General features: G+C 70.3%; 21 protein-coding genes. 14 read left to right on the plus strand and 7 right to left on the minus strand.

The features are described from left to right. The first annotated feature begins 102 nt into the window (after nt 1-102). Nucleotides 103-1119 carry a tryptophan--tRNA ligase gene (trpS, locus tag JLI01S_RS08505; RefSeq protein ID WP_068263249.1) on the plus strand — a complete coding sequence of 339 codons (1017 nt, stop codon included), beginning with the start codon at nt 103-105 and terminating at the stop codon, nt 1117-1119. A 2-nt stretch (nt 1120-1121) separates the two neighbouring features. Further along, nucleotides 1122-1655 carry a 2'-5' RNA ligase family protein gene (locus tag JLI01S_RS08510; protein ID WP_068263149.1) on the plus strand — a complete coding sequence of 178 codons (534 nt, stop codon included), beginning with the start codon at nt 1122-1124 and terminating at the stop codon, nt 1653-1655. Here JLI01S_RS08510 and JLI01S_RS08515 read toward each other — a convergent pair. Both JLI01S_RS08515 and JLI01S_RS08520 read right to left on the minus strand, forming a co-directional pair. Next, nucleotides 1624-2115, minus strand: coding sequence for a MarR family winged helix-turn-helix transcriptional regulator (locus JLI01S_RS08515; protein ID WP_068263152.1), 492 nt, complete (start codon nt 2113-2115; stop codon nt 1624-1626). The genes JLI01S_RS08510 and JLI01S_RS08515 overlap by 32 nt on opposite strands. Nucleotides 2116-2184: 69 nt before the next feature. Beyond that, entirely contained in the window at nt 2185-3294 is a 1110-nt protein-coding gene (locus JLI01S_RS08520) for a glycosyltransferase family 4 protein (RefSeq protein ID WP_245634567.1), read from the minus strand. Nucleotides 3295-3515: 221 nt separating this feature from the next. On the opposite strand from JLI01S_RS08520, the gene JLI01S_RS08525 reads away from it, so the two are divergent. From JLI01S_RS08525 to JLI01S_RS08575, 11 genes are all read left to right on the plus strand, one after another. Next, nucleotides 3516-4472 (plus strand): glycosyltransferase family 2 protein, encoded by a 957-nt coding sequence (locus JLI01S_RS08525; RefSeq protein WP_068263155.1) that lies wholly within the window; start codon nt 3516-3518, stop codon nt 4470-4472. Continuing rightward, entirely contained in the window at nt 4469-5560 is a 1092-nt protein-coding gene (locus JLI01S_RS08530) for a mannose-1-phosphate guanylyltransferase (protein WP_068263162.1), read from the plus strand. The genes JLI01S_RS08525 and JLI01S_RS08530 overlap by 4 nt, the downstream gene beginning before the upstream one ends. Nucleotides 5561-5627: 67 nt before the next feature. Next, nucleotides 5628-6824, plus strand: coding sequence for an amidohydrolase (locus tag JLI01S_RS08535; RefSeq protein ID WP_068263166.1), 1197 nt, complete (start codon nt 5628-5630; stop codon nt 6822-6824). A gap of 160 nt (nt 6825-6984) precedes the next feature. Next, nucleotides 6985-8019 (plus strand): BMP family lipoprotein, encoded by a 1035-nt coding sequence (locus JLI01S_RS08540; RefSeq protein ID WP_068263168.1) that lies wholly within the window; start codon nt 6985-6987, stop codon nt 8017-8019. Nucleotides 8020-8136: 117 nt separating this feature from the next. Then, a complete protein-coding gene (locus JLI01S_RS08545) occupies nt 8137-9687 on the plus strand; it encodes an ABC transporter ATP-binding protein (RefSeq protein WP_068263255.1) in 1551 nt (516 codons plus the stop codon). After that, nucleotides 9684-10784: an ABC transporter permease gene (locus tag JLI01S_RS08550; RefSeq protein WP_068263171.1), complete on the plus strand. Its 1101-nt coding sequence runs from the start codon at nt 9684-9686 to the stop codon at nt 10782-10784. The genes JLI01S_RS08545 and JLI01S_RS08550 overlap by 4 nt, the downstream gene beginning before the upstream one ends. After that, nucleotides 10781-12043: an ABC transporter permease gene (locus tag JLI01S_RS08555; protein WP_068263172.1), complete on the plus strand. Its 1263-nt coding sequence runs from the start codon at nt 10781-10783 to the stop codon at nt 12041-12043. The genes JLI01S_RS08550 and JLI01S_RS08555 overlap by 4 nt, the downstream gene beginning before the upstream one ends. A 1-nt stretch (nt 12044) precedes the next feature. Then, entirely contained in the window at nt 12045-12458 is a 414-nt protein-coding gene (locus JLI01S_RS08560; protein WP_281177458.1) for a cytidine deaminase, read from the plus strand. Next, the gene (locus JLI01S_RS08565; RefSeq protein WP_068263175.1) at nt 12455-13756 is read left to right on the plus strand and encodes a thymidine phosphorylase; all 1302 of its coding nucleotides are present in this window, start codon (nt 12455-12457) and stop codon (nt 13754-13756) included. Before JLI01S_RS08560 ends, JLI01S_RS08565 begins: the two co-directional genes overlap by 4 nt. A 1-nt stretch (nt 13757) precedes the next feature. Continuing rightward, the gene (locus tag JLI01S_RS08570; RefSeq protein WP_068263178.1) at nt 13758-14117 is read left to right on the plus strand and encodes a cupin domain-containing protein; all 360 of its coding nucleotides are present in this window, start codon (nt 13758-13760) and stop codon (nt 14115-14117) included. Next, nucleotides 14114-15265: an adenosine deaminase gene (locus tag JLI01S_RS08575; protein WP_068263181.1), complete on the plus strand. Its 1152-nt coding sequence runs from the start codon at nt 14114-14116 to the stop codon at nt 15263-15265. The genes JLI01S_RS08570 and JLI01S_RS08575 overlap by 4 nt, the downstream gene beginning before the upstream one ends. 151 nt (nt 15266-15416) lie before the next feature. Here JLI01S_RS08575 and deoC read toward each other — a convergent pair whose 3' ends face one another. From deoC to JLI01S_RS08600, 5 genes are read right to left on the minus strand one after another with little or no spacing between them, the layout of a single operon-like run. After that, the gene (deoC, locus tag JLI01S_RS08580) at nt 15417-16193 is read right to left on the minus strand and encodes a deoxyribose-phosphate aldolase (RefSeq protein WP_068263184.1); all 777 of its coding nucleotides are present in this window, start codon (nt 16191-16193) and stop codon (nt 15417-15419) included. Nucleotides 16194-16197: 4 nt separating this feature from the next. Beyond that, nucleotides 16198-16833 (minus strand): YigZ family protein, encoded by a 636-nt coding sequence (locus JLI01S_RS08585; RefSeq protein ID WP_068263187.1) that lies wholly within the window; start codon nt 16831-16833, stop codon nt 16198-16200. A gap of 7 nt (nt 16834-16840) precedes the next feature. Beyond that, the gene (locus JLI01S_RS08590) at nt 16841-17458 is read right to left on the minus strand and encodes a uridine kinase family protein (RefSeq protein ID WP_245634568.1); all 618 of its coding nucleotides are present in this window, start codon (nt 17456-17458) and stop codon (nt 16841-16843) included. A gap of 11 nt (nt 17459-17469) precedes the next feature. Then, a complete protein-coding gene (locus tag JLI01S_RS08595; RefSeq protein WP_068263190.1) occupies nt 17470-19170 on the minus strand; it encodes a phospho-sugar mutase in 1701 nt (566 codons plus the stop codon). Then, nucleotides 19170-19988 carry a purine-nucleoside phosphorylase gene (locus JLI01S_RS08600; RefSeq protein ID WP_068263192.1) on the minus strand — a complete coding sequence of 273 codons (819 nt, stop codon included), beginning with the start codon at nt 19986-19988 and terminating at the stop codon, nt 19170-19172. Before JLI01S_RS08600 ends, JLI01S_RS08595 begins: the two co-directional genes overlap by 1 nt. 25 nt (nt 19989-20013) lie before the next feature. Here JLI01S_RS08600 and JLI01S_RS08605 point away from each other — a divergent pair, with 25 nt between their 5' ends. Beyond that, complete coding sequence (locus JLI01S_RS08605; protein ID WP_068263197.1) at nt 20014-21429, plus strand: NAD(P)H-quinone dehydrogenase; 1416 nt, start codon at nt 20014-20016, stop codon at nt 21427-21429. The last annotated feature ends 24 nt before the right edge of the window (nt 21430-21453 follow it).

The raw sequence follows: 21453 nt of genomic DNA on the forward strand, positions 1-21453 counted from the left end.
CTGCAGGCCCCGGGGGCCGTCCCCCTCGCGTGGATGCCCTTCTCCCGAAGCGATGTGCGAGTGCCTGAGGGTCGGCATCGAGCGGCTGACACAATGGCGGCCATGACCCGCACCGCTCTCGAGCAGCCGCGCATCCTCTCGGGGATGCAACCGACCAGCGACTCCCTGCACCTCGGCAACTACCTCGGGGCGCTCGTCAACTGGGTCGGCCTGCAGGAGGACTTCGACGCCTACTACTTCGTCGCCGACCTGCACGCTCTCACCGTGCCGACCGACCCCGCTGACGTCACCCGTCGCACCCGGGTCACCGCGGCCCAGTACATCGCCGGTGGCGTCGACCCGGAGCGCTCGGCGATCTTCTGCCAGAGCCACGTGCGCGAGCACACCGAGCTGATGTGGGTGCTGGCCTGCCAGACCGCCTTCGGCGAGGCCAGCCGCATGACGCAGTTCAAGGACAAGACGACCAAGGGCCACAACGCCAACGTCGGGCTCTTCACCTACCCGATCCTCATGGCCGCCGACATCCTCGTCTACGACGCCGCGCGCGTCCCGGTCGGCGATGACCAGCGCCAGCACCTGGAGATCACCCGCGACCTTGCCGAGCGCTTCAACGCCCGCTTCGGCGACACCCTTGTCGTGCCCGAGCCGCACATCCTCAAGGAGTCGGCGCGGATCATGGACCTGCAGGAGCCGACGGCCAAGATGAGCAAGAGCAGCTCCTCCGACAAGGGGCTGATCTCCCTGCTCGACGACCCCAAGCGGATCGCCAAGAAGATCCGCTCCGCCGTCACCGACACCGAGGGTGAGGTCCGCTTCGACGTCGAGACCAAGCCTGGTGTGTCCAACCTGCTGTCGATCCACTCGGCGCTCTCGGGTACATCCATCGCCGACCTCGAGACCAGTTTCGCCGGCAAGGGCTACGGGGACCTCAAGCAGGAGGTCGCCGATGTCGTCGTGACCGCCGTCGAGCCCTACCAGCAGCGGATGGACGAGCTCATGTCCGACCCGGCCGAGCTCGACAACATCCTGGCCAAGGGTGCCGCCCGTGCCTCCGAGGTCGCCTCGGCCACGCGCGACCGCGTCTATGACCGCGTCGGGCTGCTGGCTCCGAGGATCTGACCGTGGCCGTCCACGGGGTGTCGATCGCGGTCCCCGAGCCGTGGTGCGCGCAGCTCCAGCAGCTGCGGGAGGACGTCGGGGACCCTCTGGCGCAGGCGATCCCGCCGCACATCACGCTCATGCCTCCGACGGAGATCGCCGAGTCGGAGATGGACCGCTTCCGCACCCACCTCGAGAGCGTGGCCCAGCAGCACGGCCCCTTCACCATGCGGCTACGGGGTACGGGCACCTTCCGTCCGGTCAGCCCGGTCGTCTTCGTCCAGGTCGCCCAGGGCATCCCGATGTGCGAGCGCCTCGAGCAGGCAGTGCGCCGCGGGCCGGTGTCCCGCGACCTGGACTTCCCGTACCACCCGCACGTGACCGTCGCGCACGGGATCGCCGACTCGGGTCTGGACCGAGCCTTCGACGAACTCGCCTTCTTCGACACCAGCTTCGAGGTCGAGGACTTCCACCTCTACGACCACGGGGACGACGGCGTGTGGCGGCCCGTCACGGGCTTCGCTCTCAGCGGGGAGCGTCTGCAGCCCTCATCGTGAGGTCACCGGACGGGTCGAGGCTGCTCAGCACGGCGCCAGCGATCTCCCCGAGTGCCCGGACCTGATCGGACGTCAGCTGGTCGAGGACGTGCTCCCTGACGTAGCTGACGTGACCCGGTGCCGCAGCCACGATCTGCGTCCACCCCTCATCGGTGAGCACTGCATCGGTGGCCCGGGCGTCGAGCTCACTGCGTGAGCGGGAGACGAGCCCACGATCCTCCAACCGTTTGACCACGTGGGAGAGGCGGGGGAGTGTCGCATTGGCGCGCCTGGCCAGCCACGACATGCGCAGGGTGCGCTCGGGCGCCTCGGAGAGCATCGCGAGCACCTGGTACTCGAAGTGCGTCAGTCCTGAGTCCTGACGCACCTGGGCGTCCAGACGGGCGGGGAGGACCTCGGCGAGGGCGACGACCTGCAGCCAGGTGCGCATCTCGTCCTCGTCGAGCCAGCGTGGTTCCATGCCCGGATCATCCCAGACGTCCCACGTCAGGTGCGACGGGGCGAAGGGGGGGGGATCCCTCCTTCGTCCTCAGGCGGCGGCGGTCGCGATGGCGCTCTCGTAGTGGCCCACCAGTTGCTCGGTCAGGCTGCTCCACGAGCGCTCGGCCACCATCGCCGGACCCATCGCGGCCATCCGCTCGCGCAGGCTGGGCGAGTCGACGAGCTCGGCGACCCACCGGGCGAGGTCACCACGGACATCCGGGTCGAAGAGGTACCCGCTCTCACCGTGGGCGACGAGGTCGAGCGGACCGCCGACAGCGGGCGCGACCACGGGCAACCCGGCAGCGGCTGCCTCCTGCAGTGTCTGGCCGAAGGTCTCCTTGGTCCCCGTGTGGACGAAGACGTCGAAGGCCGCATAGGCGCGGGCCAGGTCATCGCCCGTGCGCGGGCCGAGGAAGACCGGGGGAAGGTTGGGTCGCCCCGAGCTCGAGGCGACGGCCTCGGCCAAGCGGGCGCCCAGCTCGTTGCGGCTCGGGCCCTCGCCGACGAGCACCAGACGCGTGCCGGGCAGCTGGGCGAGCTCCGCGAGGCGGTGCAGCTCCTTCTCCGGCGCGAGGCGTCCGACGTACCCGAGGAGGAGCTCGCCGTTGGGCGCGAGGGCGTGCTTGAGAGCGAGTGTCTCCGCGTCCTGCTTCCACGTCGGGGTGAACAGCCGGGTGTCGACCCCGCGACCCCACAGGTTGGTGCGGGGGATGCGGTGGGCGCGCAGCTCCTCGAGTGTCGGCCGGCTCGGGGCGAGCGTCAGGTCGGCGCGTTCGTGGAGCCGCCGCACCCACTCCCAGGTCAGCGAGGATGCGCCCTGACCGAGCCACCCCGGCCCGTGCTGCTTGACGTAGCTGGGCATGTCCGTCTGGTAGATCGCGACCGTCGGCAGGCCAAAGGTCTGCGCGTTGTGCAATCCCCGAGCGCCGACGAGGAAGGGGGAGGCGGCGTGGACGACGTCAGGGCGGAAGTCGCGCAGCGCTCGCCGCACCGCTCCTGTGGGCAGGCCGGCGCGGAAGCCCCGCACGGGGACGGCCGGCAGGGCCCGCACGGTGTGCCCGGCGAAGGTCGCCGGCGCCGGACCGGGGGCGATGATCATCGCCGTGTGACCCTGCTCGCGCAGGTTCTCGGCCACTCGGCAGACGCTGGTGGTCACGCCGTTGAGGCTGGGCAGGAAGGACTCGGTCGCAATCGCCACTCTCACGACTCCCACAGTCCCCGAGGCGTCCGATGGGTCGGTGTCCTGCAGGGAGGTGTCGGGTGATCATCAGGTGACGTCTTGGTCGACGCGCGGGCAGCGTGCAGGTCTGTCCACCGGCCGACTAGCCTGAGGCACGCTCTCGTTTTCCCAGCACGGCATCGGAAGGCCACTGACCCATGAAGGTGATCGTCCAGATCCCGTGCCTCGACGAGGAGGCGACCCTGCCCCTGGTACTGGCCACGATCCCCGAGTCGATCCCCGGGGTCGATGTGATCGAGACCCTCGTCATCGACGACGGCTCCAGCGACCGCACCGCGGAGGTGGCGCGCAAGCTCGGGGTCACCCACATCATCAGCCACACCAGCCCACGCGGCCTGGCGCGCTCCTTCCGGGACGGGGCCGACTTCGCGCTCGCCCACGGGGCCGACATCCTCGTCAACACCGACGGCGACAACCAGTACCCGCAGGAGCGCATCGGTGACCTCGTGCAGCCGATCCTCGCTGGTGAGGCCGACATCGTCGTCGCCGACCGGCAGACGCGGACCATCGCGCACTTCTCCCCCTTCAAGCGGCGGATGCAGGCGGTGGGTTCGGCGGTCGTCAACGCGGCTGCGAGCACTGACCTACCGGACGCCGCGAGCGGGTTCCGCGCCTACTCCGCGGCGTCGTTGATGCGGCTGAACATCGTCACCGAGTTCTCCTACTGCATGGAGACGATCATCCAGGCGGGCCACAAGCGGATGTCGATCGTCTCCATCCCCGTGGTCACCAACGAAAAGACGCGCGAGTCGCGGCTCTTCAAGAACATCTGGCAGCACATGGGCAAGTCCGCCTCGGCGATCATTCGCTCGTTCATCATGTTCAAGCCGCACGCCTTCTTCGGGCTGGTCGGCACCCTGCTGCTCGTGCTGGGTCTGATCCCCTTCGTCCGCTTCCTCGTCCTCGTGGCGATGGGAGACGGCGGCGGTCACGTCCAGTCGCTGATCTTTGGAACGGCGCTCCTCGTGGGCGCTCTCTTTTCATATGCGCTGCTGATCATCGCGGACCTGCAGCGCACCAACAGGGTCCTGATGGAGGAGACGCTGGAGCAGCTGCGGATTGTGCGTTTCGGTGACAGCAGGGAGAAAACATGACGACGACACCTGATCTCGAGCGCTTCTGGGCGGTGGTGCCCGCGGGGGGCGCCGGGACGCGCCTGTGGCCGGTATCGCGGGCGTCCTCGCCCAAGTTCTTGCACGACCTGACCGGCAGTGGCCGCACCCTGATCCAGGCCACGGTCGACCGCCTGCGGGTCCTTGCCGGTGAGCGGGTCCTGGTCGTCACCGGGGCCGCGCACGCCGATGCGGTCGCTCAGCAGGTGCCGGACCTGCCCGCCGACCTGCTCCTGGCCGAGCCCTCGCCCCGCGACTCCATGGCGGCGATCGGGCTGGCCGCTGCGTTCCTGGAGCTGCGTGACCCGGACGCGATCATCGGTTCTTTCGCTGCTGACCACGTCATCAGCGACGAGGAGGCCTTCGGTCGGGCGGTCACCGAGGCCGTCGGCGTCGCCCAGCGCGACGACCTGCTCGTGACGATCGGCATCGAGCCGACCTTCCCGTCCACGGGGTTCGGGTACATCCAGATGGGTCCGCGGCTGCGCGCTCACCCCACGGCCACGCGCGTGCGCCAGTTCGTCGAGAAGCCCGATGCACGACGGGCCGCCTCGTACCTGGCGACCGGCGAGTTCCGGTGGAACGCCGGCATGTTCGTCGTGGGTGCCGCCACCCTGCTGGACCTGCTGGGGCGGTGGCACCCCGAGCTGGCCGCCGGCCTGCGTGAGATCGCCGCGGACCCCTCGCTCCTGGAGCAGCGCTGGGACGCGCTCGAAAAGATCGCGATCGACCACGCGGTGGCCGAGCCGGCCGCGGACGAGGGACTCGTCGCGGTCGTGCCCGGTGACTTCGACTGGGACGACGTGGGTGACTTCAAGTCCTTGTCCGGGCTGCTGCCCAAGGGGGAGGGCTCGATGACCGTCGTGGGCGACCCCGCGCAGGTGCAGGCCGTCGACTCCGGCGGTCTCGTGGTCTCCGAGTCGGGACGGATGGTTGCCATCGTGGGCCTCGAGGACGTCGTCGTCGTCGAGACCTCCGACGCGCTCCTGGTCGCCAGCCGCGAGCGGGCCCAGGACGTCAAGCTCGTCGTCGAGGCCCTCAAGGCGGCCGGTCGCACCGACCTGGTGTGACCGTGTCGGTTCATCCGGTGGTCACGTCCCCGTCGCGACGTCCGGACCTCGGTAGAGTCGCCACGCCATGACTGCTCCCCTCGCCCCGACGCTGCTGCGCGTCATCGACGGTCTCGTCCCCGAGCTCATCGACTTCCGTCGGGACCTGCACGCGCACCCCGAGCTCTCCTTCCAGGAGCACCGCACGACGGCCCGCTTGCGTGAGCGCCTCGAGGCCGCAGGGCTGCACCCGAGGTCGGTCAGCGAGACCGGTCTCGTCGTCGACCTGGGCGCCGCCGAGCCGCGCCGCCGGGTCGCCCTGCGGGGAGACATCGACGCGCTGCCGGTGCGCGAGCGCACCGGGCTTGACTGGAGCTCGACCACCGACGGCATCTGCCATGCCTGCGGTCACGACGTGCACGCCACCGTCCTCCTCGGCGCCGGGCTGGCCCTCGCCGAGGTGGCCGACGAGCTGGCCGCGCGCCACGTCGGTGTGCGGCTGATCTTCCAGCCCGCAGAGGAGCAGATGCCCGGCGGTGCCCTGAAGTTCGTCCAGTCGGGCGTGATGTCGGGCGTCGACACGGCCTATGCCGTCCACTGCGACCCCTCCCTCGACGTCGGGGAGATCGGTCTGCGTGAGGGGCCGCTCACGGCGGCAGCTGATCAGGTGACCGTCACCCTTCGCGGTCGCGGCGGGCACACCTCTCGCCCCTTCCTCACCGAGGACCTGACCTACGCGCTGGCCAAGGTCATCACCGACGTCCCGGCCGTGCTGAGCCGACGGGTCGACCCTCGGGCCGGGCTCGTCGTCGTGTGGGGGCGGGTCTCGGCCGGCGAGGCGATCAACGTCATCCCGTCCGTCGGTGTCGCCCAGGGGACCCTGCGGATGCTCGACGTCAGCGTCTGGGAGACGATCGGCCCGCTCCTGCACGAGGTCGTCGAGGACGTCGTCAAGCCCTACGGTGTCGCGGCGACGATCGACCACGTGCGCGGTGTGCCGCCGGTCGTCAACGACTCGGCCGCGGTCGCGGCACTTGGCCGGGCCACGATGGCTGCCGGTCTGCGGCCGGTCCCGACGCCGCACAGCCTCGGCGGCGAAGACTTCGCGTGGATGCTCCATGAGGCCGAGGGAGCCATGGCCCGTCTGGGCACGCGCACCCACGGGGGGCGCAGCTTCGATCTCCACCAGGGCGACCTCGTCGTCGACGAGGGCGCCGTGCGCAACGGCACCGCCCTGCTGAGCCTCGCTGCCGCGGGGGAGTGGACCCGCGTCGAGAGCGACTGATCGACGCGGGAGGGTTAACCCTCCCGGGGCCCTGGACGGTCGCGGTCTCATAACAGTTGGTCCCATCCATCCCATTGCCTCGGGTGTGGTGACTACCGCGACGTAACATCCCCGGATGGCACATGCGTGCCGATCTACCCCTGTTGAGAAGGAGAGCGCCTTGCGCCACACCGTGAAGGCCGCATCGATCATGTCCGTGGCCGCCTTGGCCCTCACCGCGTGCGGTGGCAGCGACTCCGGTGGCGACGCCACCTCGGGCGAGGGCGGCAGCGACGTCAAGGCCTGCCTCGCCTACGACGTGGGCGGCCGTGGCGACCAGTCGTTCAACGACTCCGCGGCCAAGGGCCTGGACCAGGCCAAGGACGAGCTCGGGGTCGAGATCGAGGAGGTCGAGGCCAGCCAGGGCGAAAATGACGCGGCTCGCGAGGACCGCCTCAACCAGCTCGTCGACGCCGGCTGCACCAACATCGTCGGTGTCGGCTTCATCTATGCCAAGGCCATCGGTGCCGCGGCCAAGGACAACCCGGACGTCTCCTTCGCGATCGTCGATGACGCGTCCGCCGACTCGACCGGCGACAACGTCGCCCAGCTCGTCTTCGCCGAGAACGAGGGCTCCTTCCTCGTCGGTGCGGCGGCGGCGCTGAAGTCCAAGAGCGGCAAGGTTGGCTTCATCGGTGGCATGGACGTGCCGCTGATCAACAAGTTCGACGCAGGCTTCAAGGCCGGCGCCAAGGCGGTCGACCCCAAGATCGAGATCCAGACCAAGTACCTAGCCGAGGACGGTTCCGGCTTCGCCGACCCGGCGAAGGGCAAGACGGCCGCCGAGGGCATGTACGACAAGGGCGCGGACGTCATCTACCACGCGGCCGGTGGCTCCGGTGCGGGTGTCTTCGAGGCCGCCAAGGCCAACAAGAAGATGGCCATCGGTGTCGACTCCGACCAGGCCAAGACCGCGGAGAAGGACGTCCAGGACGTCATCATCACCTCGATGGTCAAGAACGTGAATGTCGCGGTCTTCGACTACATCAAGGCCTCCGTCGACGGCAAGCAGATGTCCGGTCCGCAGGAGTTCGACCTCAAGGACGGCGGCGTCACCTACACGACGACCGGCGGCAAGATCGACGACATCACCGACAAGCTCGACGACTACAAGCAGCAGATCATCGACGGGAAGATCACCGTTCCCGCGAAGTGACGCTGACGGGCAGTCCGGGGCCCGATCACACGCCAAGCGTGTGATCGGGCCCCGGCCCGTCCACGGGCGCTACCCTTCGCCTGCGCAACCATGTCGCTGATGCACCACGGAGGCACCATGAGCACGACCGTCACAGACCCCCCTTCGGCAGCCGGCAACGCCACCGATCTGGCCGTCGAGGTCGAGGGGATCACCAAGCGATTCCCCGGCGTCATTGCCAACCAGGACGTCACCTTCGAGGTGACTCGGGGGACGGTCCACGCGATCGTGGGTGAAAACGGTGCGGGCAAGTCGACCTTGATGAAGATGCTCTACGGGGTGCAGCGTCCCGACGAGGGCACCATCCGGATCAACGGCGAGAGCGTCTCCCTGCACAGCCCCGCGGACGCGATCAAGCACGGCGTCGGCATGGTCTTCCAGCACTTCATGCTCGCCGACAACCTCACGGTCACCGAAAACGTCGTCCTCGGGGCGGAAAAGCTGCACGGCATCGGCGCGGGTGCACGTGCCGAGATCACCCGCATCTCCGACGAGTACGGCCTCGGGATCGACCCGCGTGACCTCGTCGCCGACCTGGGCGTCGGCGCGCGGCAGCGGGTGGAGATCCTCAAGGTGCTCTACCGCGGCGCCCGCACGATCATCCTCGACGAGCCCACCGCGGTGCTCGTCCCGCAGGAGGTCGACGAGCTCTTCGGCAACCTGCGCGAGCTCAAGCGTGAGGGCATAACCGTCCTGTTCATCTCCCACAAGCTCGACGAGGTCCTGTCGGTCGCCGACCGGGTCACCGTCATCCGCCGGGGGATGACCATCGACACCGTCCTGCCCCAGGACGTCACCTCGCGGCAGCTCGCCGAGCTCATGGTGGGCTCGGAGCTGCCGACGCCGCAGACCGAGGAGTCCACGGTCACCGACCGGGTCGTGCTCTCGGTCGCCGACGTGACCCTCGCCGGCGCCGGACGCAATGCGCTCGAGGACATCACCCTGGACCTGCACGCCGGTGAGGTCGTCGGCATCGCGGGTGTCGAGGGCAACGGCCAGGCCGAGCTCGTCGAGGTCATCATGGGCATGCGTGAGCCCGTCCACGGACGGATCGAGCTCGAGGGCACCGACATCTCCGACTGGGACGTGCGCCGCATCCGCGAGGCGGGCGTCGGCTACATCCCCGAGGACCGGCACAGGCAGGGCCTGCTGCTGGACTCGCCCCTCTGGGAAAACCGGATGCTCGGCCACCAGACACAGGAGCCGGCATCCAAGAGCGGCATCCTCACCAACGCCGCTGCGCGGACCGACACCGAGCGGATCGTGCGTGAGTACGACGTGCGGACGCCCAGCATCCACGTCACCGTGGGGTCCTTGTCCGGTGGCAACCAGCAAAAGCTGATCATCGGCCGCGAGATGAGCCACGCTCCCAAGGTGCTGGTCGCCTCGCACCCGACACGTGGCGTCGACGTCGGCGCCCAGGCAGCGATCTGGGACCTCATCCGTGACGCGCGCAGGGAAGGCCTGGCGGTCCTGCTCATCAGCGCCGACCTCGAGGAGCTCATCGGGCTCTCGGACACCATCAAGGTCATCCTGCGTGGCCGCATCACCGGGGAGTTCGACCCTGACGTGGTCACGAGCCAAGAGCTGGGTAGCGCCATGACCGGCGCCGGGAAGGACGCCTCATGAAGTTCAGTCCGCGCCGACTGGTGCTGACCCTGGCGGCCCCGGTGCTCGCCGTGGTCGTCGCCTTCGTCATCACCTCCCTCGTCCTCATGGCCGTCGGTGACCCGGTGGGCAAGGTGTGGTCCACGCTCTTGTCGGAGCCGCGCCCGCGCACGTTGGTCAACATCTTCAACAGCGCCATCACGTACTACATCGCTGCCGTCGCCGTCGCGATCGGCTTCAAGATGAAGCTGTTCAACATCGGTGTCGACGGTCAGTACCGCATCGCCGCCTTCGCGGCGGCGCTCGTCGCCGGTCAGGGCTGGCTCCCCGGTGGGCTCAACATCGTCCTGGCCATGCTGGTCGCCATGCTCGTCGGTGGGTTCTGGGCAGGTATCGCCGGCTGGCTCAAGGTCACCCGCGGCGTCTCCGAGGTCATCTCGACGATCATGCTCAACACGATCTCCGCCGGTCTCGTCGGCTGGGGACTGCGCACCTGGGGCACCCGGGCCGAGGGCAGCAACACCCGCAACACCACGCAGATCCCGGAGTCGAGCCAGCTCGACGGACTGGCACTCGTCGCGGACGCCCCCAACCGGGTCTACACGCTCGTGATCCTCGCGATCCTCGTCGGCATCGTCTACTGGTTCATCATCAACCGCACCCGCTTCGGCTTCGACGTGCGGGCCACCGGTGAGTCCGAGTCGGCCGCCGTCGCCAGTGGCGTCAAGGTCCCGCGCATGGTGCTCATTGCGATGATCGCCTCCGGCGCCGTCGCCGGCCTGATCAGCATGCCGGCCTTCTTCGGGGCCGACCACAGCTACGGCCTCAACTTCCAGGAGGGCGTCGGCTTCATCGGGATCGGCATCGCGCTCCTCGGCCGCAACCACCCCGTCGGCATCGCCTTCGCTGCCGTGCTGTGGTCCTGGCTGGAGAAGGCGAGCGATGGCCTGCAGCTGCAGGCCGGTGTCTCCCCGGCACTCGTCTACATCATCCAGGGTGTCATCCTCCTGGCGGTCGTCATCGCCTACGAGGTCGTCGCCCGCTTCGAGCGGCGGCTGGAGCAGAAGCAGGTCACCCGCCAGCTCGACACCGCCACCCCCGAAGGAGCCTCGGCATGACCCTCAGCGTCGGCACCGAGATCGAGACCGCCCCGCAGCGGCCCACTCGACGCATCCCGTTCTGGGCGTGGCCGCTGGGCCTCGCGGCCCTGCTCGTCGTCCTGTCGATCATCCGGATGATCACCGGCCAGAGCGACATCTCCTCCTCCGGCACGCTCGGTGCCGCGCTCGCCTGGGCCATGCCCCTGGCGCTCGCGGGCCTCGGCGGCCTGTGGTCGGAGCGCGCCGGCGTCATCAACATCGGCCTCGAGGGGATGATGATCCTCGGCACCTGGGGCGCAGCCTTCGGCGCCATCCACGGGGGTCCGTGGATGGGTGTCCTCGGCGCCGTCCTCTGCGGCGCGATCGGTGGACTGGTGCACGCCCTGGCGACGGTGACCTTCGGCGTCGACCACATCGTCTCCGGTGTGGCCCTCAACATCGTGGCCCTCGGCGTCGCGAGCTACCTCGCAGCCCGGTTCTTCGGTGAGCTCAAGGGCGGCAGCGATGTCCAGTCGCCGCCCCTCCCTTCGCTCCCTCGCGTCGGGATCCCCGGCCTGTCGGAGCCGCTGGGGAGCGTGGAGGACAAGGGCTGGTTCTTCGTCTCCGAGCTGGCCGCAATGCTGCGCGCGGCGACCACCAACCTGTCCCTGCTGACCGTCATCGCGCTGCTCCTGCTCGTCGTGACGTGGTGGCTGCTGTGGCGCACCCCCTTCGGCCTGCGTGTGCGCTCCTGCGGTGAGTCGCCGGTCGCCGCGGAGACCCTGGGCATCAACGTCTACCTGTACAAGTACATCGCCGTCACCGCGTCCGGCGGTCTCGCCGGCCTGGGCGGTGGCTTCCTCGCGATGGTCGCCTCCAATGCCTACCGCGAGGACCAGACGGGTGGGCGAGGCTACATCGGTCTCGCGGCCATGATCTTCGGCAACTGGCGGCCCGGTGGCGTGCTCATGGGCTCGGGTCTCTTCGGCTACATGGACGCCCTCCAGCTGCGCGGCGGAGGCTCGGCCCTGCACGCGATGCTCCTCTTCATCGGCATCCTGCTGCTGGCCATCGGGGTCTGGCAGATCGTGCGTCGACAGGCCCACGTCCAGGGCACGATCGCGATCGTCGTCGGCATCGCCGTCGTGGTCCTGTGGCTCATCAGCGACAGCATCCCGGGCGAGGTGACCCGCTTCGCCCCGCACCTGACGACATTGCTCGTCCTGGCCTTCGCCAGCCAACGCCTGCGCATGCCGGCGGCCAACGGCAAGGTCTATCGCCGGGGAGAGGGCCACTGACGTGGGGCCCACCCTGACGCCGGAGGACTGGGAGCGGCTGCGCACGACCGCGGTCGAGGCGATGGAGCAGGCCTACGCGCCGTACTCCAACTTCCCGGTCGGGGTCGCTGGTCTGGCGGACGACGGACGGCTGCTCAGCGGCTGCAATGTCGAGAACGCGTCCTATGCCGTCGGCCTGTGCGCCGAGTGCGGGCTCATCAGCGATCTCGTGCGGACCGGAGGTGGCCGCCTCGTCGCGGTCTGGTGCGTCGACTCGCGGGGGGAGACGCTCATGCCCTGCGGGCGCTGCCGCCAGATCCTCTGGGAGCACGGGGGCGCGCCCTGCCGCATCCAGACACCGGAGGGCGAGCGGTCGCTCGCCGAGATCCTGCCGCAAGCCTTCGGCGCGGACGACCTGACCAAGGGAGCACGATGACCGAGCAGCACGATGTCGTGGACATCATCCGGACCAAGCGCGACCGTGGCACGCTCGCGGACGACCAGATCGACTGGGTGATCGACGCGTACACCCGCGGGGTCGTCGCCGACGAGCAGATGTCGGCGCTCGCCATGGCCATCCTGATCAACGGCATGACGAGGCCCGAGATCGCGCGCTGGACCGCCGCGATGATCGCCAGCGGCGAGCGGATGGACTTCTCCGCGCTGAGTCGACCGACGTCGGACAAGCACTCCACGGGCGGTGTGGGCGACAAGATCACCCTCCCGTTGGCTCCGCTCGTCGCGGTCTTCGACATCGCCGTCCCGCAGCTGTCCGGCCGCGGGCTCGGCCACACCGGAGGGACGCTGGACAAGCTGGAGTCGATCCCCGGCTGGCGCGCCGACCTGAGCAATGCCCAGATGCTCGCGCAGCTCGACGACGTGGGCGCGGTCATCTGCGCGGCAGGCGCCGGGCTGGCCCCTGCCGACAAAAAGCTCTATGCCCTGCGCGATGTCACCGGGACCGTCGAGGCGATCCCGCTCATCGCCAGCTCGATCATGAGCAAGAAGATCGCTGAGGGGACGGGAGCGCTCGTGCTCGACGTCAAGGTCGGGTCCGGGGCCTTCATGAAGACCCGCGAGGACGCCACCGAGCTCGCCCGCACGATGGTCGACCTCGGGACGGACGCCGGGGTCAACACCGTCGCCCTGATCACCGACATGTCCGTGCCGCTCGGCCTGACGGCCGGCAACGCCCTCGAGGTGCGTGAGTCCGTCGAGGTCCTCGCAGGTGGGGGACCGCAGGATGTCGTCGACCTCACGGTCGCGCTCGCCGACGAGATGACCCGCGCCGCAGGCAAGGACGTGGGGACCGACGAGCTGCGGGCCGCGCTGGCTGACGGTCGGGCCATGGACGTCTGGCGCAGGATGATCTCCGCACAGGGAGGCGACCCGGACGCGCCCCTGCCCACCGCCGCCGAGACGCAGACGGTGACCGCGGACGCCGACGGCTACCTCGAGCACCTCGACGCGATGGCAGTCGGCATGGCTGCCTGGCGTCTCGGGGCCGGACGCGCGCGCAAGGAGGACCCGGTGCAGGCCGGTGCCGGTGTCGAGCTGCATGCGCGACCGGGGGACAAGGTCACCAAGGGGCAGCCGCTGATGACCCTGCACACCGACACCCCGGAACGCTTCGCCCGGGCCCAGGAGTCGCTCGACGGAGGCTGGCGCATCGCGTCGCAGGCACCCTCCCGCGGCTCCGTCGTCCTCGACCGGATCACCGCCCAGGAGGCCTGAGATGCCCGATCTCAACGACAGCCCGTCGATCATCGACGTACCCGGCGGCAAGATCATCGCCGAGCACGTCGGTCGCGTCGCGACGGGCACCGACGCGATGTCTGTCGCGCACATGAAGGCTCCGGGCCACTGGTCGGAGCCGGCGCAGCGCCCCGACTTCGACGAGGTCACCGTGGTCGTCACCGGCACCGTCCTCGTCGAGCACGATGGCGGAACGACCGAGGTCAGCGCCGGGCAGAGCATCATCACCCGGGCGGGAGAGCGGGTGCGCTACTCCACCGGCCCCGCGGGCGCGGAGTACATCGCGATCTGCACGCCGGCCTTCGCCCCCGATACCGTCCACCGTGAGGACGAAGGGTGATCCTCGACGAAGCGGGGATCCGCTCCCTTCCCAAGGTGCTCCTGCACGACCACCTCGACGGTGGCGTACGGCCCGCCACCGTCCTCGAGATCGCCGGCGAGGTGGGCCACGAGCTGCCGGTGAGCGGTGACGAGCGCACGGCCGAAGGCCTGGCGCGATGGTTCCGTGAATCGGCCGACTCGGGCTCGCTCGTGCGCTATCTGGAGACCTTCGCGCACACCGTCGGTGTCATGCAGACCGCACCGGCGCTGCGCCGCATCGCGCGCGAGTCGGTGCTCGACCTCGCTCGTGACGGCGTCGTCTACGCCGAGTCGCGCTACGCGCCCGAGCAGCACCTCGACGGCGGACTGACCCTCGAGCAGGTGATCGAGGAGGTCAACGCCGGATTCCGCGAAGGAGAGGAGCAGGCCGCCGCCGAGGGGCACCCGATCGTCGTGCGCGCACTGCTCACCGCGATGCGGCATGCCGCCAAGTCCCGCGAGATCGCTGAGCTGGCCGTGCGATACCGCGACAAGGGGGCTGCTGGATTCGACATCGCCGGTGCCGAGGCAGGCCACCCGCCGAGTCGGCACCTCGATGCCTTCGAGTACCTGCGCCGCGAAAATGCGCACTTCACGATCCATGCCGGGGAGGCCTTCGGGCTGCCGAGCATCTGGGAGGCGCTGCAGTGGTGCGGAGCCGACCGGCTCGGTCACGGCGTGCGCATCGTCGATGACATCGGCTTTCGCGGAGCGACCGTCACCGACGACCCGCTCGCAGCCAACCAGGCGGCCCGGGAAGACCCTTCGCAGCTGCGCCTGGGCCGACTGGCCGCCTACGTCCGGGACACCCGGGTGCCGCTGGAGATGTGCCCGCACAGCAATGTGCAGACCGGCGCCGCACCCTCCATCGCCGCGCACCCGATCACCCTGCTGGCAAGGCTGCGCTACCGCGTCACCCTCAACACCGACAACCGGCTGATGTCGGACACCTCGATGACCCGGGAGATGCACGCCCTCGTCACTGATGCCGGCTGGGAGCTGGACGACCTGCGCTGGGTGACGACCAATGCGATGAAGTCGGCCTTCCTCCCCTTCGACGAGCGACTCGAGATCATCGAGCGGACGATCAAGCCGGCGTACGCGGCAGCCGCCGTCGCCTTTGCCTGAGGGTCTGGTAGCTGCCCTGGTGCTGGTTGGAGGTATACCCGCGGACGAAAGGTCGGCGAGCTCCCTTCCAATCAGCGCCCCGAGTCCTGCACTGGATGCCGACTCGCTCAGGAATCATCCGCGCGTTTACCTCCACTCGGCGGCTGAGGCCTCAGTAGGTGGCGCTCGGGCGTGCCTCGGTGGCCTGGCCGGGCTCGGGGACGACGAGTCCCTCGGGGCCGACCTGCTCCGCCTCGGCCAGCAGGCCGGCGGTGCTCGAGGTGCCGATGCGGGTGACGCCCTCGGCGAGCATGGCGAGCAGGGCCGGGATGTCACGGACGCCGCCGGAGGCCTTGACCTCCATGCGTTCGGGGGTGTTGGCGCGCATGAGCGCGACATCGGCGAGGGTGGCGCCGCCGCCCGCGAATCCGGTCGCGGTCTTGGTGAAGTCCGCGCCCGCGTCAGCACACGCGCGGCAGGCGTCGATCTTGGCCCGCTCGTCGAGCAGCGCCGTCTCGAAGATGACCTTGACGATGACCCCGACGGCGTGACCGACCTCGACGACGGCCGCGATGTCGTCGCGCACGGCGGCGATGTCCCGACCGCGCAGACGGCCGATGTTGAGGACCATGTCGAGCTCGGTGGCGCCGTCGGCGAGAGCCTGCTGCGACTCGGCGACCTTGGCGGCCGTCGACGTCGTGCCGTGGGGGAAGCCGATGACGGTGCACACCCGCGTCGGGCTGTCCTCGACCTCGGCGATGGTGGCCTTGGCGAGGGCGACATCGCTCGGCCGCACGCACACGCTCCAGATGCGCTGAGCGGCGAGCTCGCGGACCGAGGTGGCCACGTCGTCCGGGGTCAGCTCGGGCTTGAGCAGGGCGTGGTCGATCAGGTCGGCGACGTCCTGGACGGACAGCGTGGAGCCAGGGGCGAAGGGGGGACGCGTCATGTGCTCAGCCTAGGTGGTCCGCCCAACGCGAACCCGTCTCGCGCAGACCTCCCGTGCCCGCCGTGAGCTCCGCGACGAGGGGCGCCAGCGCCCCCTGCTCGTCAGCCGGGACACCGAGCCGCAGCGTCACGTCGGCGGCATAGGTCGCGTCGAGGACGTGCACACCTCGGGAGCGCAGCTCGTTGTCGATCCGCCCGGCCTCGGTGTGCGAGACGACCAGCTCGTGCTCCAGCACCAGGACGCGGCGCAGGGTCCCCACGGCGTCCAGCCCGGCCCGGACCGAATCGCTGTAGGCCCGGACCAGACCACCCGTGCCGAGCAGCACCCCGCCGAACCAGCGGGTGACCACCGCGACGACGTCCGACAGCTCATGACCCAGGAGCACCTCGAGCATGGGAGCGCCTGCGGTGCCCGAGGGCTCACCATCGTCGGAGGACCTGGTGATCTCGCCACCAGGACCGATGACGAAGGCGGAGCAGTGGTGTCGTGCGGCCCAGTGCTGCTTGCGCAGCCGCTCCACGACGGCCCGCGCGTGCTCCTCGGACTCAACCCGCTCCAGGGTGCACAGGAACCGGGAGCGCTTGACCTCCAGCTCGACCTCGCCGTCGCGGGCGATCGTGAGGTAGGACGTGGTGGTCATCGCTGCCTCAGGCCCCGGACAGCTCGCGCTCGGCCCGTGTCGGAGTCGCGCACCGGGCCCCGAGCTCCTCGTGCCGGGCCACGACCCGGGGCTCGTCGCGCATGAGCACCAGCCCACGACGCACGAGGGTCAGCGGCGGCTTGCGGCGCTCCTTGAGGTCCCGGGCCAGGCGCAGGACGAAGGTCTTGAGTCGGTGGTGGCGGATGCACCACGCCGAGTGCAGCAGGCCGGCGGTCCGCAGGGCCGGGATGGCCTCGGCGGCAAAGATCCCCTCCGCGATGATGAGGTCGTCCGGGCGGGCGGTGATCGTGTGCGTCCCGACGGCGCGGGAGACGCTGATGTCGTAGACCGGCATGGATGCCTCGCCGGTCGTGAGGAGCGTGCGCAGGGCCGTGACGGCGGCCTGCTCGTCCCAGCTCGCGGGGTCGTCCCAGTCGACCATCCCGAGCTCGGCGCTCACGGGCAGGTCGGGCGCGTCGGCGCCCTTGTAGAAGTCGTCGAGCCGGACCACCGGCCATCCGTGCGTGCGCTGCAGCCGACCGGCCAGCCGGGACTTGCCGGAGCCACTCGGCCCGGCGAGCACGACGACACGGCCGTGGGGGAGGGACGGAGCAGGCGTGGGCACGAGGGGAGAGTCTAGAGGGCCGTCAGGGACTCCATCGAGGCGCGCACCGCGGCCAGCCGCCGGGCAGCCCGATCCCGCGCGCCGGCGAGGTCCGCAGGACCGGCCACCGGCTCGATGGCCTCGAGGTAGACCTTGAGCTTGGGCTCGGTGCCGGAGGGCCGCACGATGATCCGTGAGTCGTCCGCCAGGAGGTAGCGCAGACCCTCGGTGGGTGGCAGCCCGCCGGCACCAGCGGCCAGGTCCTCGGCGCTCGCCACGGGCGATCCGGCGACCTCGGCCGGGGGCGCCTGCCGCAGTCGCGCCATGATGCGGCCGATGTCCGCGAGGTCCTCGACGCGGACCGAGAAGGCGTCGGTCGTGTGCACGCCGAGCTGGGTGTGCAGGTCGTCGAGGACGGACTGGAGGGTCCTCCCTTCGGCCTTGAGGATCGCGGCGAGCTCGGCGACCAGCAGCGCCGCGGAGATCCCGTCCTTGTCCTTGACGAGGTCGGGCGCGACGCAGTAGCCGAGGGCCTCCTCGTAGCCGTAGTGCAGGCCCTCCACGCGAGCGATCCACTTGAAGCCGGTGAGTGTCTCCTCGTGGGGGACGCCCGACTGCCGGCACATGGCGGCGAGCAGCCGTGAGGAGACGATCGAGTTGGCCATCCGGCGGCCCGTGGGCACCCCGCGCATCAGCAGGTGCGAGGCGAGCAGCGCCCCGAGCTCGTCACCGCGCAGCAGCCGCCAGCCACCCTCGACCGCGTCGTCGGGGACGGCGACCGCGCACCGGTCGGCATCGGGGTCATTGGCGATGACGAGGTCCGGGGCGGTCGAGCGTGCCAGGTCCAGGGCCGCGTCGAGCGCGCCGTCCTCCTCGGGGTTGGGGAAGGCGACGGTGGGGAAGTCGGGGTCGGGCGCGGCCTGGGTCGTCACCTTGGCGGGGGCGGCGAAACCGGCCCGCTCGAAGGCCCGCTCGACGGTCATGTCACCGACGCCGTGGAGGGCGGTGTGCAGCACGGCGATGTCTCGCGGTGTGTCCGGTGCGACCACCCCGGCGACGGCGTCGAGGTAGGCCTCGAGCAGCTCGTCGCCGAGTACCTCCCAGCCGGACTCGGCACGCGGCACGGACGCGACCGACGCGACCTTGGAGATCTGGGTGGCGATCTGCTCGTCGCTCGGTGGCACGATCTGGCTGCCGTCGCCGAGATAGACCTTGTACCCGTTGTCCTGCGGAGGGTTGTGGCTCGCGGTGACCATGACGCCGGCATCGGCGCCGAGGTGGCGGATCGCGAAGGCCAGCACCGGGGTGGGCAGCGGCTCGGGCAGGAGCACGGCGCGGCCACCGGCCCCGACGACGACCGCGGCCGTGTCCGTGGCGAAGGCATCGGAGTTGTACCGGGCATCCCGCCCGATGACGACGAAGGGGGAGTCCGTCACCGTCTTGAGGTGGGCCACCAAGCCCGCGGCGGCGCGGATGACGACGGCGCGGTTCATCCGGTGCGGACCGGCTCCGAGGGCGCCGCGCAGTCCGGCGGTGCCGAACTGGAGCAGGCCGGTGAAGCGGTCGGTGAGGTCGGCGGCCGCGGTGGGGTCGCCTCCCTCGGCGGCGGTGATGACGCCCTCGAGCTCAGCGCGGGTGACCTGGTCCGGGTCGTCGGCGGCCCACTCTCGGGCCGCGACGATCAGGTCGTCGTCAGCGCCGGTGGTGGTGTGGCGGCCGGTGTAGTCGCTCATCAGATGCGTCCGACGATGCTCGCGAGCAGGGTCCCGCAGCGCTCTGCCGCAGCCTGCCCCGCGGCGACCACCTCGTCATGCGCGAGCGGTGTCTCGCTGATGCCGGCGGCGGCGTTGGTGACGAGCGAGACGCCGAGGAGCTCGAGACCGGCCTCCCGGGCGGCGATCGCCTCGAGCGCCGTGCTCATGCCGACGAGGTCCGCGCCGAGGATGCCGGCCATGCGCACCTCGGCGGGCGTCTCGTAGTGGGGCCCGGGGAACTGGGCGTACACGCCTTCGCCGAGGCCGGGGTCGATCTCACGGGCCAGCTCGCGCAGCCGGGGGGAGTACAGATCCGTGAGGTCGACGAAGTTGGCCCCCTCGATCGGTGAGGTCGCCGTGAGGTTGATGTGGTCGCTGATGAGGACCGGGGTGCCCGGTGCCCACTCGGGGCGCAGCCCGCCACAGCCATTGGTCAGGACGATCGCCCGGCATCCGGCCGCTGCGGCGGTGCGCACGGCGTGCACGACGGAGCGCACCCCACGGCCCTCGTAGAAGTGGGTGCGCGTGCCGAAGACCAGCGCGCGCCGGCCCGTCCCGGCGATGTCGATCGAGCGCATCTGCCCCGAGTGGCCGGCGACGGCGGCGGCTGCAAAGCCCGGCACCTCGGCCTGCTCGACGGTCGCGACGGTCTCCCCGACGAGGTCGGCGGTCTGGCCCCAGCCCGACCCGAGGACGAGAGCGATGTCGTGGCTGGCGACGCCGGTGCGCTCGGCGATCACCGCCGCGGCGTCACGGGCGAGGGCGAAGGGGTCCTGGCTGTCGGTCTGCTCGGTCACAGCCGCAATCTACAAGGGTGGTTGGATGGGTGGCGTGACACGAACCAGCTCAGTTGTGATCCTCGGCGGCGGACCCGGTGGCTACGAGGCGGCCCTCGTCGCCGCGCACCTTGGGGCCGACGTCACCATCGTCGACCGGGACGGCATCGGTGGAGCCGCGGTGCTCACCGACTGCGTCCCCAGCAAAACACTCATCGCGACCGCTGACTATCTCGGTGGCATCGAGACGGCAGCCGACCTCGGCGTCCACCTCGAGGACCATGAGGGTGATGTCGCGACGCGGACCGTCGCCGAGCTCGATGCGATCAACCGCCGGGTCCTGAGTCTCGCGGCCGCGCAGTCGGCCGACATCTCGGAGCGGCTGGCCGAGGTCGGCGTGCGCGTGGTCCCGGGAGCCGGTCGCCTCACCGCGCCGGGCGAGGTCGTCGTCGAGGGTGCAGGGGGGAGCGCCGAGACCCTCCACGCGGACGTGGTCCTCGTGAGCACCGGTGCGACGCCCCGGGTGCTGCCCACCGCGCAGCCCGACGGGGAGCGGATCCTCACCTGGCAGCAGATCTACGCGCTGCCGCAGATCCCCGACAAGCTCATCGTCGTCGGCTCGGGTGTCACCGGGGCCGAGCTGGCGCAGGCCTACCTCGGTCTCGGCACGGACGTCACGCTCATCTCCTCGCGCGACCTGGTGCTGCCGGGCGAGGACCAGGACGCGGCCGCGGTCATCGAGGACGTCTTCCGCCGTCGCGGGATGACGGTGCTCAACCGCTCCCGGATGGCATCGGCGCAGCGTCGCGGCGACGGGGTCGTCGTGACGCTCGAGGACGGCCGCGAGGTCGAGGGCAGCCATGTCCTCATCGCCGTCGGCGCCGTCCCCAACACGAGCGACATCGGACTCGAGGAGGTCGGTGTCGAGCTCAGCGAGTCCGGGCACATCGTCACCGACCGGGTCTCGCGCACCTCGGTGCGCGGCGTCTATGCCGCTGGCGACTGCACGGGCGTCTTCGCTCTGGCCTCCGTCGCGGCCATGCAGGGCCGCACGGCCATGGCGCACGCGCTCGGTGACGCGGTGAGCCCCCTTCGCCTCTCGGCGGTGTCGGCCAATGTCTTCACCGACCCGGAGATCGCGACCGTCGGGATGAGTGCCAAGGACGCGGCGGACAACCCCGACGTCGAGGCGGTCATGATGCCGCTCTCACGCAACGCGCGGGCCAAGATGCTCGGCATCGACGAGGGCTTCGTCAAGCTCTTCGCCTACCGAGGCACGGGCACGATGCTCGGCGGCGTCGTCGTCGCCCCACGGGCCTCCGAGCTGATCTTCCCGGTGGCCATCGCGGTGCAGAACAGGCTCTCGGTCGACCAGGTGGCCTCGACCTTCACGGTCTACCCCTCGCTCACCGGCACGCTCGCCGAGGCCGCTCGACGTCTGCACCCCCTCCGCGCGGACTGATCCGTCGCTAGGGTCGTCACGAGG

Source organism: Janibacter limosus NBRC 16128 (genome assembly GCF_001570985.1).
Classification (GTDB): domain Bacteria; phylum Actinomycetota; class Actinomycetes; order Actinomycetales; family Dermatophilaceae; genus Janibacter; species Janibacter limosus.

Coding starts and splice junctions, on each gene's coding strand:
- JLI01S_RS08555 (WP_068263172.1), top strand. CDS start 10,781: ATGACCCTCAGCGTCGGCACCGAGATCGAGACCGCCCCGCAGCGGCCC.
- JLI01S_RS08515 (WP_068263152.1), bottom strand. CDS start 2,115: ATGGAACCACGCTGGCTCGACGAGGACGAGATGCGCACCTGGCTGCAG.
- JLI01S_RS08605 (WP_068263197.1), top strand. CDS start 20,014: ATGGGTGGCGTGACACGAACCAGCTCAGTTGTGATCCTCGGCGGCGGA.
- JLI01S_RS08595 (WP_068263190.1), bottom strand. CDS start 19,170: ATGAGCGACTACACCGGCCGCCACACCACCACCGGCGCTGACGACGAC.
- JLI01S_RS08525 (WP_068263155.1), top strand. CDS start 3,516: ATGAAGGTGATCGTCCAGATCCCGTGCCTCGACGAGGAGGCGACCCTG.
- JLI01S_RS08535 (WP_068263166.1), top strand. CDS start 5,628: ATGACTGCTCCCCTCGCCCCGACGCTGCTGCGCGTCATCGACGGTCTC.
- JLI01S_RS08545 (WP_068263255.1), top strand. CDS start 8,137: ATGAGCACGACCGTCACAGACCCCCCTTCGGCAGCCGGCAACGCCACC.
- JLI01S_RS08570 (WP_068263178.1), top strand. CDS start 13,758: ATGCCCGATCTCAACGACAGCCCGTCGATCATCGACGTACCCGGCGGC.
- JLI01S_RS08530 (WP_068263162.1), top strand. CDS start 4,469: ATGACGACGACACCTGATCTCGAGCGCTTCTGGGCGGTGGTGCCCGCG.
- JLI01S_RS08565 (WP_068263175.1), top strand. CDS start 12,455: ATGACCGAGCAGCACGATGTCGTGGACATCATCCGGACCAAGCGCGAC.
- deoC (WP_068263184.1), bottom strand. CDS start 16,193: ATGACGCGTCCCCCCTTCGCCCCTGGCTCCACGCTGTCCGTCCAGGAC.
- JLI01S_RS08585 (WP_068263187.1), bottom strand. CDS start 16,833: ATGACCACCACGTCCTACCTCACGATCGCCCGCGACGGCGAGGTCGAG.
- JLI01S_RS08550 (WP_068263171.1), top strand. CDS start 9,684: ATGAAGTTCAGTCCGCGCCGACTGGTGCTGACCCTGGCGGCCCCGGTG.
- trpS (WP_068263249.1), top strand. CDS start 103: ATGACCCGCACCGCTCTCGAGCAGCCGCGCATCCTCTCGGGGATGCAA.